Here is a 17,649-nt window from a genome sequence, read left to right on the forward strand (position 1 = left end):
GCTCAATTCCCCGTATGCGTCGCACCGGACGGCGTCTGCGGCTCGCGCTCGTCGCCGCGCACCCTGAACGATGCGGCGTACAACGCGGGCAGATAGAACAGCGTGAGGATGGTTGCGCTCGTGATGCCGCCCATCAGCGCGGTCGCCATTGGGCCGAAGAAGTTCGAGCGCAACAGCGGAATCAGCGCGAGCACGGCGGCGGCCGCGGTCAGCGTGATCGGCCGGAAACGCCGCACGGTCGCGCCGACGATCGCGTCGAAACGCTTATGCCCGGATGCGATGTCCTGCTCGATCTGATCGACCAGAATCACCGAGTTGCGCATGATGATGCCGAACATCGCGATCACGCCGAGCATCGCGACGAAGCCGAACGGCTGGCCGAACAGCAGCAGCGTGAGCACCACGCCGATCAGGCCGAGCGGTGCGGTCAGCACGACCATCAGCACGCGCGCGAAGCTCTGCAACTGAACCATCAGCAGGGTTAGCACGGCAATCACCATGATCGGAATCTGCGCGTTGATCGACGCCTGGCCCTTGCCGCTTTCCTCGACCGAGCCGCCGACTTCGATCCGGTAGCCGACCGGCAGCGTCGCGCGAATCTGCGCGAGCGCGCGGTCCACCGAGTGGGTGACGTCGATGCCTTGCGCGCCCGGCGACACGTCGGATTGCACGGTGATGGTCGGCTGGCGGTCGCGCTCCCAGATCACGCCGTACTCCAGATCGTCGCGCAGATGGCCGAGCGTGCCGAGCGGCACGGCGCCGTTCGGCGTGGGCATCGCCAGCGCGAGGAGTTTCGACGGGTCGACGCGCTCCGCGCGCGGCGCACGCAGATCGACGCTGATCAGCTTGTCGCGCTCGCGATACTGCGTGACGGTGTAGCCGGAGAGTGTCATCGCGAGGAAGCTCGAAATGTCTTCGGAGCTTACGCCGAGTTCGCGGGCCCGTTTCTGGTCGACCTCGAAACGCACCGAGCGCTCGGCCGGCTCGTCCCAATCGAACTGGACGTTGCGGGTGCCGCGATCGGCGCGCATGGTGGCGGCGACGCGTTCGGCGATCGAGCGCACGGTCGCGATGTCGTCGCCGCTCACGCGCAACTGCACCGGATAGCCGACCGGCGGCCCGTTCTCGAGCCGCGACAGGCGCGTGCGGATCGCCGGGAAGTTGTTGCGCAGTTCCGGTTCGAGCCACTGCGCGAGCTTTTCGCGATCCTTCACCGACTTCGCGGTGATCACGAACTGCGCGAAATTGGGCTGCGGCAATTGCTGATCGAGCGGCAGATAGAAGCGCGGCGCGCCGGTGCCGACGAAGCTCACCGTATGATCGATTTCCGGGCGGCCCACCAGCGCTTTTTCGAGCCTCTGTGCCTGGCGCAACGTCGCTTCGAACGACGCGCCTTCGGGCAGCCGCACATCCACCAGCAACTCGGGGCGGTCCGAGCTCGGGAAGAACTGCTGCGGCACCAGCGTGAAACCCGCCATGGCCAGCACGAACAGTATGACGGTAATCGCCAGTACAACGAAACGCCGCTCGATGCACCAGCCGATCCAGCCACGCAGACGCTTATAGAAGCGCGTGTCGTAGATGTCGTGCTCGTGGTCTTCCGCTTCGTGCGCCTGACGTTTGCGCTCGGGCAGCAGGTGATAGCCGAGCAGCGGAATCAGCACGACCGCCGCGAGCCACGACGCGATCAGCGCAATCGCCGACACTTCGAAGATCGAGCGCGTGTATTCGCCGGTGCTCGATTTCGCCAGTGCGATCGGCAGGAAACCGGAGACGGTCACGAGCGTGCCGGTCAGCATCGGAAACGCGGTGCTGGTGTACGCGAAGGCCGCCGCGCGCGTGCGGTTCCAGCCTTGCTCGAGCTTCACCGACATCATCTCGACCGCGATGATCGCGTCGTCGACGAGGAGCCCTAGCGCGAGCACCAGCGTGCCGAGCGACACCTTGTGCAAACCGATGTCGAACAGATACATGCACAGCGCGGTGACGGCGAGCACCACCGGGATCGAGATCACGACCACCATGCCGGTACGCACGCCGAGCGATACGAGGCTCACCACCAGCACGATCGCGACGGCTTCGGCGACGGCTTCGAGGAAGTCGTCGACCGAGCGCGCGACCGCATGCGGCATGCTCGACACCTCGACGAGTTGCAGACCGGCGGGCAACGCTTGACGCAATTGCGCCATCTGTTGATCGAGCGCTTTGCCGAGGCGGATCACGTCGCCGCCCGGTTGCATCGTCACGCCGATGCCAAGCACCGCCTTGCCGCCGAAGCGCATTTGCGTGACGACCGGATCGTCGTAGCCGCGTTTGATCGTCGCGATGTCGCCGAGACGGAACGTGCGGTTGTTGATGCGGATCAGCGTGTCGGCGAGTGCGGCGACGTCCTTGAACTGGCCGCTGGGGCGCACGAACACGCGGTCGTCGGTGGTGGTCAGCGTGCCCGACGGCGCGACGCTGTTCTGCGCGTCGATCGCCTGGCCGAGCTGCTGCGGCGAGATGCCCAGACGGGTGAGCTGCGTGTTGGCGATCTCGATGTAGATGTGCTGGTCGGGGTCGCCGAAGTAATCGACCTTGCCGACGCCCGGCACGCGCAGCAGCACCGTGCGCAACTGGTCCGCGTAATCGTGCAGCTGCGCGGCGGAAAAACCGTCGCCTTCGAGCGTATAGATGTTGGTGTAGACGTCGCCGAATTCATCGTTGAAGAACGGGCCTTGTATGCCTTGAGGCAAGGTCCCCGCGATGTCGCCGACTTTCTTGCGCACCTGATACCAGGTCTCGGGCACGTCGCGCACCGGCGCCGAGTCTTTCATCGTGAAGAATATCAACGACTCGCCGGGGCGCGAATAGCTGCGGATGAAATCGACGGCGGGCGTCTCCTGCAACTTGCGGCCGATGCGGTCGGTCACCTGTTCCTGCACCTGCCGCGCGGTGGCGCCGGGCCAGTAGGTGCGGATCACCATCACGCGGAACGTAAACGGCGGGTCTTCGGACTGCGCGAGCCGCGTATAGGCGAGGATGCCGAACGCGGTGGCGAGCGCGATCAGAAAAACGACGAGCGCCTGATGACGCAGCGCCCAGGCGGACAGGTTGAAGCGTCCTTCTTCATGTTCATGGGCCGTGCTCATGAAGCGAAGTCCTCGGGGTGCAGCGGTGCGATCACGCGGACTTTTTCGCCGGCGGTCACGGTATGCACGCCTTGCAGCACGACGCGTTCGCCGTCCTTGAGCCCCTCGCCGATCACGACGGTGCGCTCGGTATAGCGCGTCACCGTTACGCGGCGCAGTTCCAGCGCGTTGTCGGTATTGCGCACGACCCACACGGCCGGCTCGCGGCCTTCGTGGAACAGTGCGGTGGCGGGTAGCGTGACAAAGCCGTTCTGCCGCGTCGCGCCGTTCGCCTGCGACGAGGCAAGCGGCGCGACATCGGCGGTCATGCCGAGACGCACGTCCGGGCCAGGATTGTCGAGCGTGAGCCGCGCGCGCCACGTGCGGCTTTGCGGGTCGGCGGCGGGCGAGAGTTCGCGCACGCGCGCCGCGAACTTGCGTCCCGGCAGCGCGGCGAGCGTGACGTTGGCGCGATGCCCGACCGCGAATGCCGCGAGCGAGCTTTCCGGCACGTCGCAGAGCACGTCGATGTCGCCGCTCCATGCGAGGTTGTAGACAGCCTGGCCAGCGGACACGTTCTGCCCGGTGTCGGCCTGTTCCGCCGTGATGACGCCCGCGTGAGCGGCGACGAGCGTCGTGTACTGCAACTGGTTCTTCGCGAGTGCGGCCTGTTGCGCGGCCTGGTCGCGCTGCGCGAGCGCGGACGCGTAGGCATTGGTGGTCTGTTCGAGCTGTGCCGGCGCGATCAGGTTTTCCTTCGCCTGCGCCTGGTCGCGATCGAGTTGCTGCTTCGCGAACACGAGGCCGTGCTGGGCGGCTTCGAGTTGCGCCTGTGCGCTGGCCGCGTTCTTTTGCGCATCGGCCGGGTCGAGCAGGGCGACGATCTGGCCGCTCTTCACGGCGTCGCCGAGGCGCACGCGCCGCTCGATGATCTTGCCGCCGACGCGAAACGACAGCGGCGTCGAATAGCGCGACTGCACTTCACCGGGCAAGGACGCTGCCGGCATCCCGTTGCCGTCCGCCTGCACGGCGACGGCCACCACGGGACGCGGCGCGGGGGCCGCTGCTTCTTTTTTCGAGCACGCCGCCAGCGTGAGCACGGCGGCCAGCGCCACGGCGCCGGCTGCGCGGCGCATGGGCCGAGGGGACTGCTGGCGCATCGTCGACGATGCGGGAGGACCGGGACGCTTCACAATTACCCCAACTGGAGACAGCGAACGAACACGGCAAGCCGCAGCGGCCCGCCAGCGAAGACGCGCAGACCGGTTCATGCAATTGGCATACGCGTCCGACTTCGAATGGTGACGTGCATTCTAATACACACCTGTATTTGAATGTTGGAGTGAATTTGAATTCTTTTCGGTGCTAGACTGGCGGCCATGAAACGGCAACGACTGACACGTGAGCAAAGCAAGGACCAGACGCGCGAGCGTCTGTTCAACGCTGCGCAAGCGATTTTCATGAAAAAGGGTTTTGTCGCGGCGAGCGTCGAGGACATCGCGGCCGCGGCCGGCTATACGCGCGGCGCGTTCTATTCGAACTTCCGCAGCAAGAGCGAACTGTTTCTCGAACTGCTGCGGCGCGATCACGAAACGATGCAGGCGGATTTGCAGGCCATCTTCGCGAACGCGGCGTCACGTGAGGAGATGGAAGCGCGGGTGCTGCGTTACTACAGCAACCTGCATCGCGAGAACAAGTGTTTCCTGCTGTGGGTGGAGGCGAAGCTGCTCGCGGTGCGCGACGGCCGCTTCCGGCTGCGCTTCAATGCGTTCATGCACGAGAAGCTCGAGCAGTTGAGCGCCTATATCCGCGAATTTTCGGCGCGTGTCGGCACGCCGATGCTGATGGAGCCGGAAGCGCTCGCGATCGGTTTGATGGGCTTGTGCGACGGCGTGCAATTCTTCTACACGGTCGATCCGCACAACGTGCCGACGGAGAAGGCCGAGGCAGTGCTGGCGGGATTTTTTTCGCGCGTGGTGTTCGGGCGCGACGCGTGAGCCGCACGGCTTGCGCGCTACAGGGCAAGCGGGCAGGCCGGTTCAGGTGGTCGCACCGCTACGCGGCGCTCTTGAGCCGGCGCGGGAGAATTCAGACGACCGCGGGCGTATCTGCTGTATTGAGATGCCGCGCTCGCGGCGAATCAAACTCAGTTGTTCGGCAGGGGCGCGCAGATGTCGGGGTCGGGCGCCGCGCAGGCGAACGAGTACTCACCGCTATAGCGCAGAACTTGCGCGCCGGCATGCAGGACGACCTTGATATCCGGGCAGCGCTCATAGGCGATGAAAGCCGAGCAGGCCGCGGCGGACCAGCAGACCAGTGAAAACGCGATTTTTTCGAAAAGCTGAAAACGATGTGGCATGGCGGTAGTTTCCTTTCGACCGCTATGCTACCAGCTCCTAAGGGTTTATACCTAGTCGAATTCTGCAACAATCGTTGAAAAGTGTCAGAGGGCCTCGTCAATCTGTCTGGAATGTCATGTTCAGGTCAGGGTTGGGACATGATCAGACCGATACAATCGGTTCGTTGGGCAAACCCGCGCGCGCCTTGCCGCACGGGTATTCAAAGGCGGGGGTTGCGCCGGCCCGGCTTCACCGAGGCAGGAGTCGTCCCATGAATCAACTGCAGTCGATGCGCGTGTTCGTCAAAGTGGCGGACCTCGGCAGCTTCGTCGGCGCGGCCGGCGCGCTGGATCTTTCCACCGCGGTGGTCACCCGGCACGTGGCCGATCTGGAGGCGCGTCTCGGCACGCGGCTGCTCAATCGGACCACGCGCCGGCTGTCGCTCACCGAGTCCGGCAAGGCCTATCTTGAACGCGTGCGCCACATTCTCGACGACCTCGAGGGCGTCGAGCAGATGGTGGTGGCGCGCAATCACGAACCCGTCGGCACCTTGCGCATCGTCGCGCCGGTGGTGTTTGGGCTGAATAGCCTGGCCCCGGTGGTGCAGTCGTACGCCGCGCGCTATCCGGCGGTCGTGCCGGATGTCACGCTCGCGGATCGTCATGTCGACCTGGTCGAGGAGAGTTTCGACGTCGGCATCCTGGCCGCGCGGCACATGCGCAGCGCGAGCATCGTCACGCGGCGCCTGACGACCGGCTACATGACGGTGTGTGCAACGCCCGCGTATCTGGCGCAGCACGGCACGCCGACGCGTCCCGAGCATCTGCTGAAGCATCCGTGCCTGAGCCGGCCGTCCGAGCAGGGCGGCGAGGAGCGCGTGTTCAGCGGACCGGACGGTGAAGTCCGGGTCAGGCCGGTCAACGCGATCGCCGCGAACAACAGCGAGATGCTCCGGCAATTCGCGCTGCTGGGCATGGGGGTGGCGATTCTGCCGAGCTATCTGATCGGCCGGGATCTGGCGTCAGGGCGACTGGTGCCGCTGCTTGGCGATTACCGTTTGCCGCAGGTGGAAATTACGATCGCCTATCCGAGCCGGCTGCATCTGCCGGCGAAGGTGCGTACTTTTATCGATCACCTCGTCGAGCATTACCAGCGGGCCGGCGATCAGGCCCGCGATGCACGCATCGTGACGGTGGCGAATCCGGTTGCTGGCGTGCTCGCCGAGCGGGAAGAGGTGGCGGCGCCGGCGTTGCCGCGTGAGGTGGCGCGCCGTGTGCCCAAGGCGGTGCGCACGCGCGCCGTGGCGGCATCGCAGGTTTGAGGGTGATCGCGGCTCTGACCGGGGCGTGGTGCGCCGCCGCCCCTTTACGACCCTAGCCCCGGACCGTAATTGCCGCTGATCAGGCGCGTGACGGACGCAATGTCCGTGTAATCCTGCTCAGGCATTCCATCGAGCATAGACAGCACTTCGTTGCTCGCGCCGGCTTCGCGTGCGGCGTCGACGAGCGCGTCCTTGTTGGTCGGGAAGTGGACTTCGCTCAGAAGGTCGGTGATCTGCAGGTCGATCGATTCACCGGGAATAGCCGAGGCAGTCATGCAAATGCTCCTGTGAAAATGCGATTGGACTCGGTTGTTGGGAGAGGTTGGCGCTGACTCGGTTGCGGGACGGCTAAAGCGACGTGAAACCGACCCGTTCGGCGCCGCCAGCAGTTTGCGTAGCGCACGCTCATGGCATGCACCGCGCGGCTCATGAAAGACTAACGAAGGGCTCGCGAAAACCGCCTGGACACGCAAGCGCCCATGACCGCGATCACGCGAGCGACGTCGCGAGAACATCGACCGCCGTCAGGTCTGCAGATGCTCGTTCCTCCCCATGACGCTGCGATCCAGATGTCGCGACTTTGGCAGCGCGATGTGCTGCCATTGTTGCGGCCGGTTATTGTCGATGGCGGCGACATCCGGCGCTGCGGGGGCGACCGGTGCGGCGTTGGCGCGTTCGGCGAGGCTACTCGCATTCGTGCTGTCGATGGCGGTATGAACCGGTGCAGCAAAACACGAGGCGGACAGCGTCACCATGGTCAACAGTGTCGAGGTTTTCATCGCCCGACCTCCTAAGCTCATGCGGCGCTGACGATCAAGCAAACGCTGTGCCGTCCCCGCGTCGAAAGGACGGCGCAAGCTGCACGCGGCACTGCGATGCGCGACCTGCATCTACTTACCATCTTAGATGGCAAATACTGCAACGCGCGGACATTTGCGACAAAACGGTATTGCAGTTTGCAGGTGATCGCACGAACGCCATGACGGCAGGCGCGCGGAAGGGGGCACACCCCTATCGCAACACATCAAACCGCGTCCACGGCCACGACGGCCGGTCGCGCATATACCCGTTCAGCCAGTTCCACTGCGGATGCCGCTTCATGAACGCCTGCGCGTCGAACGGCCGTCCGCACGGATGACCCCAGCGTGCGGTGAACGCCATCGCGCGCGCCATTTCGCTGTCGACCACCTTGCCGTCGTTGGCTCCCCAAGGATTGAACGGCCCATGATCGGTGCCGCCAAAGCGCGCGTCGTCGAGTTCCAGATGGCCGCAGATTGTGCGCGAGCAGGGGTTGTCGTTGCGGTCTAGATAGACGTCGTGATGATCGGCGATCATCTCCTTGGCCAGCTCCACGTCGATCCTGCCGCGATGCAGTTCTTCGAGCTGCATGAAGCGCAAGCGCCGCGCGCCGTTCTTGCGCACGTCCGTGTAGTCCTCGCCTTCGCCGATGCATTCCTGGTTGCGGATCTTCAGGTCGGTCGCCGTGTTATAGCCGCTGTAGAAACCATCCTTGGTGGTCTCGAAGCCCGAATAGTGTAGCCCCAGTTCGTAACGCGCGATCTCGCCGGTCTTCGCGTCGCCGAGCAGCCAGCTGTTCGCATAGCCGCCGTTGTTCGCGAGCGCGAACATCTCGCACCATTCGCCAATGCTGTTCGCATACTGCGACGCGCGCCGAGAACGGTAGAACTCGGGCGCGCCGGCCGCGTTGTAGCCGACGAAGTTGGAGATCGTGGTTTCGGTCACCATCAGCCCGGCGGCCGTGACCCAGAAATCGGTGAGACTGGAGATGCAGCCCGGCAAGCCCTGCATCAGGATGCGGTTGCCGCGGTCCGGCACGATGTCGAACACGACGTTGAACGCGTCGCCCGCCGCGTAGCGATCCCAGGAGTTGTGCGCCATCACGATGCGACCGTCGCGCGTCGCGTTGCCGGTGGCGATGAACGCGCTGCAATGGTGCCCGCGCCGGCCGCGCCACGGCTTCGTGCCGAGTTGCGGCTGCTGCTGCGCCGCGTGGCTCGGCCACCAGCTCTGCAGCAGATCCATGTAGCCGTTCCACGCCAGCACTTCGGCGAACGGCAGCTTCGCGCCGTCGGCGATGCCCTGGATTTCATCGGCGAATTCGGTGTCGAGCTTGCTGGCGAACTGGGCGCTCGCGGCGTCGACGAAGGTGTCGAACTCTTCGCCCGTATCCCACTTCGCGAGATAGCGGGCGGTGTGGATCGCGTTGCGGATTTCGGCGGCGAGCAACTGGCCGTGCTGCTCGCCGCGGTCGTAGGGCTCGCCTTCGATATGCAGGAAAATCCAGCCTGCCTGGTCGCGGCGCACTGCATCGAGGGGCGGTTCGCTCATCTTCGCTCCGATCGCACGGCGGGCGTCTCGGCGCGCCCGTCCTGACGTAACGCGCGCTGCGGCATCGGTGGCGAAAGCGTGCCGGTTTTGGGCCGCAGCGGTCTCCCCATTGTAGAGAATTTGCGGCGCTTTGCACGGCGCCGCCGGGCCGTGCGCCGGAGGGGCACGCCGCCTATTGGGTCGGATTCATGCGGAAATAGGCATCGAGCAGCGAAGTTTTGTAGACCACGCCGGCGAGCTTCGGATGCGCGGCGCTTTCGACCACCGGCAGACGCTCGCCCTGAAACGCCATGAAGTGCTGCAGCGCGACGCCGAGCGACATGTCCGGCGTGAGCACGTCGAAATGCGGCTGAAGATAGTCCGCGGCGCTTTTCGCCGACGTATCGCGCTTGTCGAGCAGATCGGACGTGATGTCCTTGAGCGCGACCACGCCGAGAAACGCCCCGGACTCGTTGGCGACGTACAGATACTTCACCGGATATTCGAGGAACACGCGCGTCATGTCCGGCACGGTCGCGTTCGGCAGCACGACGGTTTCGGCGGGGCGAATCAGCTCGCGCATCTGGGTGGCGCGCAGGCGCGTGCGCTCCTGCTCCTCGCGGTTGCGGCGCAACGTGATTTCGTACATCGAGGTCTTGCCGATCGCCCGCGCGATGAAATAGGCGACCACGCACGAGAGCATCAGCGGCAGCACGACCTGGTAGCTGAGCGTCATTTCGAAGATCATCAGGATCGCCATCAGCGGCGCCTGGGTCGCGCCGGCGAGGAATGCGCCCATGCCGACCATCGCGTACGCGTATGGCTCCGAGGTCGCGTGCGGCCACAGCGCGTGCATGCCCTGGCCGAACAGTGAGCCGACCGCCGCGCCGACGAACAGGGTCGGCGTGAAGACCCCGCCGACCGCGCCGGAGCCCGCCGTGGCCGCGGTCGCGGCGAGCTTGAACACGAGCACGACGACGAGCGCGGTCCACGTCCACGGCGAATGCAGAATCGAGTTGACGACGCTATAGCCGTTGCCCCACACCTCGGGCGTCCAGATCGAGATCACGCCGACCACGAAGCCGCCGAGCGCGAGCCGCACGGGCAGCGGCACGGGCAGCTTGCGAAAGGCGGCCTTCGACGCGTCGAGCAGCCGCAGAAACTGCGGTGCGGCGAGCCCGCACAGCGCGCCGAGCGCGACGAACAGCAGCACCTCGAGGCCCGCCACGGCCGGAAACACCGGCATCTCGTACGGCGGCTTGTAGCCGGCGAATTCGCGCATCGTGATGTTGGCGACCACGGCCGACACCACCACCGGCCCGAAGCTCTCCATTGCGATCGAGCCGAGCACGATCTCGGTGACGAAAAACGCGCCCGCGATCGGCGCGCTGTACGCCGAGGTAATGCCCGCCGCCGCGCCGCAGGCGACCAGCAAACGCAGTCGCGACGGATCGAAATGCACCCAGCGTCCGATCAGCGACGAGGCGAGCGCCGCCAGTTGTACCATCGGTCCTTCACGGCCGATCGAGCCGCCGCTCGCGATCGTGAACAGTGACGACACGCTGCGCCACAGGCTCAGCTTGACCGGCACCACGCCGTCGCCGATCGCGACCGCTTCCATGTAGTCGACGTGATTGCATTTGTCGGCGTGACGCTGCGCGATCAGGAGAAAGAAGCCGGCGATCAGACCGCCGGCGGCCGGCAACCAGATCCGCACGGTCCACGGCAGGCTGCGCGCCATTTCGACGAAGCTGCCGGCGCGGCCTGCCACCAGCCGTTGCAGCAGCGCGATCGCTTCGCGAAACAGGATCGTCGCGAACGCGCCGGCGATGCCGACCACCACCGACCAGACCAGCATCGTGTGGGCGTCTGAAAGACGGAACAGGTTTTGGGCGCGGGTGCGCAGCTTCAGCAGGAATGAAAGCACGTCGACGGTACGGGGCGTGGGAAAGGGTTCGGGAACGGGCACGGCGACAGCAACGCGCCCGCTGCGGACAGCGGGCGCGTTGCTGGGGCTGGGCGAAGGGAAGCGGCGCGGCTCAAGTCGCCGCCTTGTCGAGTTCCGGGTAGTGCCGGAAGATGCAGGCCTCGTTGTGTTCGATGCGCCGCTCCGACTTCAGATACGCGGCGATGTTGGGCCGCGCGATCACCGCGTCGTGCAACGCGGCGAGGCGCGGATAGTGCTCGCCGAAGCGCTTGAGCGCGCGCGGAAACGCATAGAGCAGGCCGTCGACCAGCTGGAACATCGACAGGTCCACGTAGCTGAGCGCGTCGCCCACCATGAAGGTATCGCCGGCCGGATTCTGTTTCAGCACGCGCTCGAAATACGACATGAACTTCGGAATTCGGTTGTCGATGAAGTCGTGCGCGCGCACTTTGGCGGCGTCTTTCTGGTCTTCGTAGTAGAGGCCGCTCGCGAGCGGATGGTGCGTGTCGTGCGCTTCGGTGACCACGTCGGCGATCGTCAGTTGCAGGCCGTTGGCGACGTAGCGCAAGCTGTCGACCGACGGCGCGAGGTTCAGTCGCGGGCCGAGATAGAACAGGATGTTGGCGGTCTGTGCGATCACCAGATCGCCGTCTTTCAGAAACGGCGGCGCAAACGGCGGATATGGCTCGGCGCGGCTTTTCATCAACTTCATCATCGCGCCCGTGCCGAGGCCCTCCGACTCGTCGCCGCGCGCCACTTCCACGTAGTCGGCGCCGGCTTCCTCCAGTGCGAGCCGCACGAATTCGCCGCGGCCTTGCAGGCCGTCCCAATAGTAAAGTTCCAGGCTCATCGGTTGATCCTCATTCCGGTCGCTCATGCGCGCAGCATGAACGGGTTGCAGGAGCAGGTGGCGCCAGCAACCAGTATGCCGCGCGAGCGCGCCCGATGGGTCGCCGGAATGCGCAAAACCCCGCGCGCGGCGGGGTGGCTTCGAAGGCGGGGGCGGTTTAGCCGAGCAGGTGCTGGACGGTCCATGTAATCCCCAGTCCGCCGGCAATTAGCCAGACATACAGGATCAGGCCGGTGGTCAACGCACGCGGTCCGGCCTGACGGATCTGCGCGATGCGCGTTTCAATGCCTAGCGCGGTCATCGCCATCGTCAGCGCGAAGGTGTCGAGTGTGTTGAGCGTGCTGGTCGCGGTGTCCGGCAGCACGTGCAGCGAGTTGATCACGACACAGGCGAGGAAGCCGAGCGCGAACCACGGAATCGCCAGCTTGCGCGGGGCAGCTTCGTGCGACCCGTCCTGGGAGCCCGCCGCCGCGGCGCGGCGCGCCGAGCGGTTCACCCACATGCCGACTACGAGCAGCACCGGCACCAGCAGCATCACGCGCGTCATCTTGACGATGGTGGCGATGTGCTCCGCTTCCGGGCTCACGTTACTGGCCGCGCCGACCACCTGCGCCACCTCGTGGATCGTGCCGCCGAAGAACAGACCCGCGCCGAGCGTGTCGAGATGCAGCCAGCCCGCGTTGAACAGGACCGGGTAGAGGAACATCGACAGCGTGCCGAACAGCACCACACTGCCCACGGCCATCGCGCTCTTGTGCGGCTTCGATTGCAGCGTCGACTCGAACGCGAGCACCGCGGCCGCGCCGCAGATCGCGCTGCCGGCGGCGGTCAGGAGCGCCGTATCGCGGTCGAGCTTCATGATTTTCATGCCAGCCCACGTGCCGAGGACGAGCGTGCTCACCACGATCAGCACGGATTCCGCAAGGCCGGGCAGGCCGACCTGAGCGATTTCCTGCAGGCTCACGCGCAGTCCGAAGAACGCGACCGCGATGCGCAGCAGCTTGCGCGCCGAAAAATTCACGCCGGCCGCCCAGCTCGCGGGCATGCCGTCGCGCAGCGCATTGCCGTAAATGGCGCCGGCCACGATGCCGACGATCAGCGGGCTCAGGCCGAGACCTGCGATCGCGGGAATCGATGCGATGCGGGTCACAGCAGCGGCGAACAGCGCGACAAACAGGACGCCATTGAGCTGCCCGCGCGTGGAATGCGCGGCGGCGGGTGGGGCGGCGGGAGTCGCTGCTTGAAGTGGCACGGGTGTGGTGGACATAGTGCAGTCCTTGATGACTGACGGAGTTCGATGGGGCTAATCCTAAATTAGATATATCGATATGAAAAATCATGATTTAGAATGCGAAATATCAGACAGGCCGATATTTTGAATCCATGACCCCCGATCAACTTATAACGTTCGCCGCCGTCGCCGAACACCGCAACATCAGCCGGGCGGCCGTGGCGCTGCATCTGTCGCAACCGGCGGTTTCCGGACAACTGCGGCAGTTGCAGGACGAATTCGGCGAGCCGCTTTACCAACGCGACGGCCGCGGCGTGCGGCTGACACCCGCCGGCGAGCAGCTGGCGAACTATGCGACGCGCCTGCGTGAAACCTGGCGCCAGGCGCACGCGTACCGCGACGCGCTGCGCGGTCTGGAGCAGGGCACGCTGCGAATCGGCGCGAGCACCACGCCGGCGAGCTACCTGCTGCCGTATCTGATCGCCGATTTCCATCGCCGCTATCCGGACGTGAGCGTGCATACCGCCGACGGCAACACCACGGAGATCGTCGGCGCGCTCGGCTCGGTCGACATCGCGATGATCGAAGGGCCGGTCGGCACCGATCTGCCGCCGGACACTGCCGTGCACGCGTGGCGCGAGGACGAAATCGTCGCGATCGTGCCGCGCTCGCATCCCCTCGCGCATGCGGCGCGGCAAGCACCGGAGGGCGAGTGCGGCCGCGTGGAACTGGCGGCCTTCGGTACGCATCCGCTGGTGTTGCGCGAGGCGGGCTCCGGCGTGCGGCAGAGCGTCGAGCGCGCGTTCGCGCGGGCGGGCGTGCCGATGCGGGTCGTCCTCGAGATTGCCGGCGTCGAAGGGGTGAAGGAGGCGGTGCGGGCTGGCATGGGCATCGGCTTCGTCTCCGCGATGTCGATGCGTCACGAGAACGGCGCGTTGTGCATGTTGTCGCTGAGCCCGGAACCGCTGACGCGCCGGCTGTCGATCCTCGTGCCATATGCGAGTGCGCCGTCGCGGGTGGTGGAAGAGTTTCTCGCACTGTGTCTCGCGGATGGGGGCTGAGTGCCTGCTACGCCGACATCGCACCGTGCGGCGATGGGCGCTCCCGCTCGCGGTGTCGCTCGGCGTTAGTCCCTCGCCACTGGCGCTCGATCCCTCACCATGCCCGATAAGCCTGGGGATTTCCTCTATGGTGCGGGCCGGGCGTTCCGGCGCACTATTCGGGCATCGTAAGCGCCTCGGCGCTTTTTTTCGAAACGCATCTGGAACCGGTTCCAAACGTCGTTAAGCATGCGGAACCGGGTAAATTCGACATGACTCAATCAGTAGACATCGTGATCGTCGCAAGCGCATTCGGGATGGATGCGGTCCGCGCGGGCGGTCATCTGAAGTGGGCGCAAGCGAGCAAACGGGCCGGCGCGGCGGGTTTCGAAGTGCGTCGCGAACTGTTCGCCGACGAGGCCGACGCCACTGCGCCGCGCCTGCGCGCGCTCGGCGAGGCGCTCGCCGGGCTGGGCCTGTGGGCCGTGTATTCGACACCGGCGTTGCTGTACACCTCGGACGGTCGGCTCGACGTCGCCGCCCTGCGTCTCGCGCTCGACGAAGCGGCGGCCCTCGGCGCGCGCGTCGTCAAGCTGCAACTCGGCGGCTTCGCCGATGACGCGCACGGCGCGGCAATTGCTGCGCAGATGGACGGCACGCACGTGCGGCTCGTCGTCGAGAACGGGCAACTGGCGGAAGGCGGCTCGCTCGCGCAATTCACCGGACTCTTCGACGCGCTGGCGCGCGAAGGCCGCGACGGTTTGCTGGGCATGACTTTCGACATCGGCAACTGGGCCTGGCGCGACGTCGCGCCGCTCGATGCCGCCCGGCTGCTGGCACCGCACGTCGACTATATCCATTGCAAGACGACGGTGGGCGAGGGAGCGCGGCGCTTTCCCATCGCCCCGGCGGCAGACGATGAGCGCTTCATCGCGGTGCTCGACCACTTGCCGAGCGATGTGCCACGCGGCATCGAGTTTCCGTTCGATGCAAGCCGCCTCGAGGCGGACGCGGCGCATTACGTCGGCTGGCTGGCCGCCGTGTCGACAGAATCCGCAGCAAAGGCAACACCCAGGAGCCACGCATGATTACCCCAGCCGCAGCACTCGATGTCATCACTTACGGCGAGGCGATGGCCATGTTCGTCGCCGCCGAAACCGGCCCGCTCGTGGGCGTCGGGCAATTTACGAAGCGCATCGCCGGCGCGGATCTGAACGTGGCGATCGGTCTGTCGCGGCTCGGCTTCAAGGTGGGCTGGATGAGCCGCGTCGGCAACGATTCGTTCGGCCAGTACGTGCGCGACACGTTGACCCGCGAGGGCATCGACCAGCGTTGCGTCAGCACCGACGAACGTTATCCGACCGGCTTCCAGTTGAAATCGAAAAACGACGACGGCAGTGACCCGGCGGTCGAATACTTCCGCAAGGGTTCGGCGGCGAGCCATCTGTCGCTCGCCGATTATGCCGCCGATTATGTGCTGCCCGCCCGTCACCTGCATCTGACCGGCGTCGCGCCCGCGATCTCGGCGAGTTCGCGTGAACTCGCGTTTCATCTCGCGCGGGAAATGCGCGCGGCGGGCAAGACGATTTCGTTCGACCCGAACCTGCGCCCGACGCTGTGGCCATCGCGCGCGGCGATGGTCGAAGGTCTGAACGCGCTCGCCGCGTTGGCCGACTGGGTGCTGCCCGGTATCGGCGAGGGCGAGATCCTGACCGGCTACACGCACCCGGAAGACATCGCCAGCTTCTATCTGGAGCGCGGTGCGCGCGGCGTGATCATCAAGCTCGGTGCGCAGGGCGCGTACTTCCGCACCGCCGACGATGCCGGCGTGATCGCTGGTCAGCCGGTCGCCAAAGTCGTGGACACGGTCGGCGCGGGCGATGGCTTCGCAGTCGGTGTGGTCAGCGCGCTGCTCGAAGGCAGGACGCTGCCGCAAGCGGTCGCGCGCGGCAACCGCATCGGCGCGCTCGCGATCCAGGTGATCGGCGATTCGGAAGGGTTGCCGCAGCGCGCCGAGCTCGATGCGCTCGAACGAGGCGATGTGGATGCGGCTAAGGCCGTTGCAGCGACCGGCGCTGCGCGCATTGCAACTGCGGCCTGAACGCGCACGTTATCCGCACGCATCTGGCCGGCTCGATAACAGCAAGAGCGCTCGACAGCGCCCCAGCACCGTCCATTGTTGTTTCAGGAAGCAGGAGACACTCATGACCTCATCGCTTGCGATTCGCCGTTGGTGGACGATCATGCCGATCGTATTCATCACATACAGCCTTGCTTATCTCGATCGCGCGAACTTCGGCTTCGCGTCGGCCGCCGGCATCAACCAGGATCTCGGCGTCAGCAAAGGCCTGTCGTCGCTGATCGGCGCGCTCTTCTTCCTCGGCTATTTCTTCTTCCAGATTCCCGGCGCGATCTACGCGGAACGCCGCAGCGTCAAGAAGCTGGTGTTCTGGAGCCTGATCCTGTGGGGCGGCTGCGCGGCGCTCACCGGCATGGTCAGCAATATTCCGTCGCTGATGGTGATCCGCTTCGTGCTCGGCGTCGTCGAAGCCGCCGTGATGCCCGCGATGCTGATCTTCATCAGCAACTGGTTCACCAAAAGCGAGCGCTCGCGCGCCAACACTTTCCTGATTCTCGGCAATCCGGTGACGGTGCTGTGGATGTCGGTGGTGTCGGGCTATCTCGTCCATTCGTTCGGCTGGCGGCAGATGTTCATCGCCGAGGGCGCGCCTGCGATCGTCTGGGCGGTGTGCTGGTGGTTCCTCGTGAAGGACAAGCCGCAGCAGGTCTCGTGGCTTACCCAGCAGCAGAAAGACGACCTCGCGCAAACGCTGCGCGCCGAGCAGGCCGCGATCAAGCCGGTGCGCAATTACAGCGAAGCGTTCCGCACGCCCGCGGTGATCAAGCTGAGCGCGCAATATTTCTGCTGGAGCATCGGCGTGTATGGTTTCGTGCTGTGGCTGCCGTCGATCCTGAAGAACGGCTCGACGCTCGGCATGGTCGAAACCGGCTGGCTGTCGGCGCTGCCGTATCTCGCCGCGACCATCGCGATGCTTGCAGCTTCGTGGGCATCGGATAAACTCAACCGCCGTAAAGTGTTCGTGTGGCCGTTCCTGCTGGTCGGCGCGGTGGCGTTCGCGGCGTCGTACGCGCTCGGCTCCACGCACTTCTGGCTGTCGTACGCCTTGCTGGTGATCGCGGGCGGCGCGATGTACGCGCCGTACGGTCCGTTCTTCGCGATCGTGCCGGAGTTGCTGCCGAAGAACGTCGCGGGCGGCGCGATGGCGCTGATCAACAGCATGGGCGCGCTCGGTTCGTTCGTCGGCTCGTACGTGGTCGGTTATCTGAACGGCGCCACCGGTTCGCCCGCCGCGTCGTATGCATTCATGAGCGTGGCGCTGCTCGCCGCGGTGATCCTGACGCTGATCGTCAAGCCGCAGCCGCGGACGGACACCTCAACGGCGACGCGCCCGCTCACCACACCGTTGCAAGGAAAATAAAGC

Annotated in this window: 15 protein-coding genes; 6 read left to right on the forward strand and 9 right to left on the reverse strand. The window is 65.6% G+C overall.

The genetic code is table 11. The features are described from left to right. Positions 1–2: 2 nt before the first annotated feature. Complete coding sequence (locus B0G69_RS14230; RefSeq protein WP_121317867.1) at positions 3–3,131, reverse strand: efflux RND transporter permease subunit; 3,129 nt, start codon at positions 3,129–3,131, stop codon at positions 3–5. After that, positions 3,128–4,270: an efflux RND transporter periplasmic adaptor subunit gene (locus B0G69_RS14235; protein ID WP_121317869.1), complete on the reverse strand. Its 1,143-nt coding sequence runs from the start codon at positions 4,268–4,270 to the stop codon at positions 3,128–3,130. Before B0G69_RS14235 ends, B0G69_RS14230 begins: the two co-directional genes overlap by 4 nt. A 219-nt stretch (positions 4,271–4,489) precedes the next feature. Between B0G69_RS14235 and B0G69_RS14240 the strand changes: the two genes are divergently transcribed. Continuing rightward, positions 4,490–5,107, forward strand: a complete 618-nt coding sequence (locus B0G69_RS14240; RefSeq protein WP_121317871.1) for a TetR/AcrR family transcriptional regulator — start codon at positions 4,490–4,492, stop codon at positions 5,105–5,107. A gap of 149 nt (positions 5,108–5,256) precedes the next feature. Here B0G69_RS14240 and B0G69_RS14245 read toward each other — a convergent pair whose 3' ends face one another. Further along, the gene (locus B0G69_RS14245) at positions 5,257–5,469 is read right to left on the reverse strand and encodes a hypothetical protein (protein ID WP_121317873.1); all 213 of its coding nucleotides are present in this window, start codon (positions 5,467–5,469) and stop codon (positions 5,257–5,259) included. Between the two features lie 251 nt (positions 5,470–5,720). Between B0G69_RS14245 and B0G69_RS14250 the strand changes: the two genes are divergently transcribed. Further along, complete coding sequence (locus B0G69_RS14250) at positions 5,721–6,770, forward strand: LysR family transcriptional regulator (RefSeq protein ID WP_121317875.1); 1,050 nt, start codon at positions 5,721–5,723, stop codon at positions 6,768–6,770. 44 nt (positions 6,771–6,814) lie between these two features. On the opposite strand, the gene B0G69_RS14255 is transcribed toward B0G69_RS14250, so the two are convergent. From B0G69_RS14255 to B0G69_RS14280, 6 genes are all read right to left on the reverse strand, one after another. Further along, entirely contained in the window at positions 6,815–7,045 is a 231-nt protein-coding gene (locus B0G69_RS14255; protein WP_121317877.1) for a DUF2795 domain-containing protein, read from the reverse strand. A gap of 249 nt (positions 7,046–7,294) precedes the next feature. Continuing rightward, positions 7,295–7,549: a hypothetical protein gene (locus tag B0G69_RS14260; protein WP_121317879.1), complete on the reverse strand. Its 255-nt coding sequence runs from the start codon at positions 7,547–7,549 to the stop codon at positions 7,295–7,297. Between the two features lie 232 nt (positions 7,550–7,781). Next, positions 7,782–9,119: a C45 family peptidase gene (locus B0G69_RS14265; RefSeq protein WP_121317881.1), complete on the reverse strand. Its 1,338-nt coding sequence runs from the start codon at positions 9,117–9,119 to the stop codon at positions 7,782–7,784. A 172-nt stretch (positions 9,120–9,291) separates the two neighbouring features. Then, positions 9,292–11,025, reverse strand: a complete 1,734-nt coding sequence (locus B0G69_RS14270) for a ClcB-like voltage-gated chloride channel protein (RefSeq protein WP_121317883.1) — start codon at positions 11,023–11,025, stop codon at positions 9,292–9,294. Between the two features lie 112 nt (positions 11,026–11,137). Continuing rightward, positions 11,138–11,875 carry a glutathione S-transferase gene (locus B0G69_RS14275; protein WP_121317885.1) on the reverse strand — a complete coding sequence of 246 codons (738 nt, stop codon included), beginning with the start codon at positions 11,873–11,875 and terminating at the stop codon, positions 11,138–11,140. Positions 11,876–12,032: 157 nt separating this feature from the next. Beyond that, entirely contained in the window at positions 12,033–13,142 is a 1,110-nt protein-coding gene (locus B0G69_RS14280) for a YeiH family protein (protein ID WP_121317887.1), read from the reverse strand. A gap of 116 nt (positions 13,143–13,258) precedes the next feature. Here B0G69_RS14280 and B0G69_RS14285 point away from each other — a divergent pair, with 116 nt between their 5' ends. The 4 genes from B0G69_RS14285 (at position 13,259) to B0G69_RS14300 (ending at position 17,646) form a co-directional block, all read left to right on the forward strand. Further along, positions 13,259–14,167, forward strand: a complete 909-nt coding sequence (locus tag B0G69_RS14285; protein ID WP_121317889.1) for a LysR family transcriptional regulator — start codon at positions 13,259–13,261, stop codon at positions 14,165–14,167. A gap of 251 nt (positions 14,168–14,418) precedes the next feature. Next, positions 14,419–15,234, forward strand: coding sequence for a TIM barrel protein (locus B0G69_RS14290; RefSeq protein WP_121317891.1), 816 nt, complete (start codon positions 14,419–14,421; stop codon positions 15,232–15,234). Continuing rightward, entirely contained in the window at positions 15,231–16,247 is a 1,017-nt protein-coding gene (locus tag B0G69_RS14295; protein ID WP_121317893.1) for a sugar kinase, read from the forward strand. The genes B0G69_RS14290 and B0G69_RS14295 overlap by 4 nt, the downstream gene beginning before the upstream one ends. A 103-nt stretch (positions 16,248–16,350) precedes the next feature. After that, positions 16,351–17,646, forward strand: coding sequence for an MFS transporter (locus B0G69_RS14300; protein WP_121317895.1), 1,296 nt, complete (start codon positions 16,351–16,353; stop codon positions 17,644–17,646). Positions 17,647–17,649 lie beyond the last annotated feature (3 nt).

The sequence above is a fragment of the Paraburkholderia sp. RAU2J genome, from assembly GCF_003634845.1.
Classification (GTDB): domain Bacteria; phylum Pseudomonadota; class Gammaproteobacteria; order Burkholderiales; family Burkholderiaceae; genus Paraburkholderia; species Paraburkholderia fynbosensis.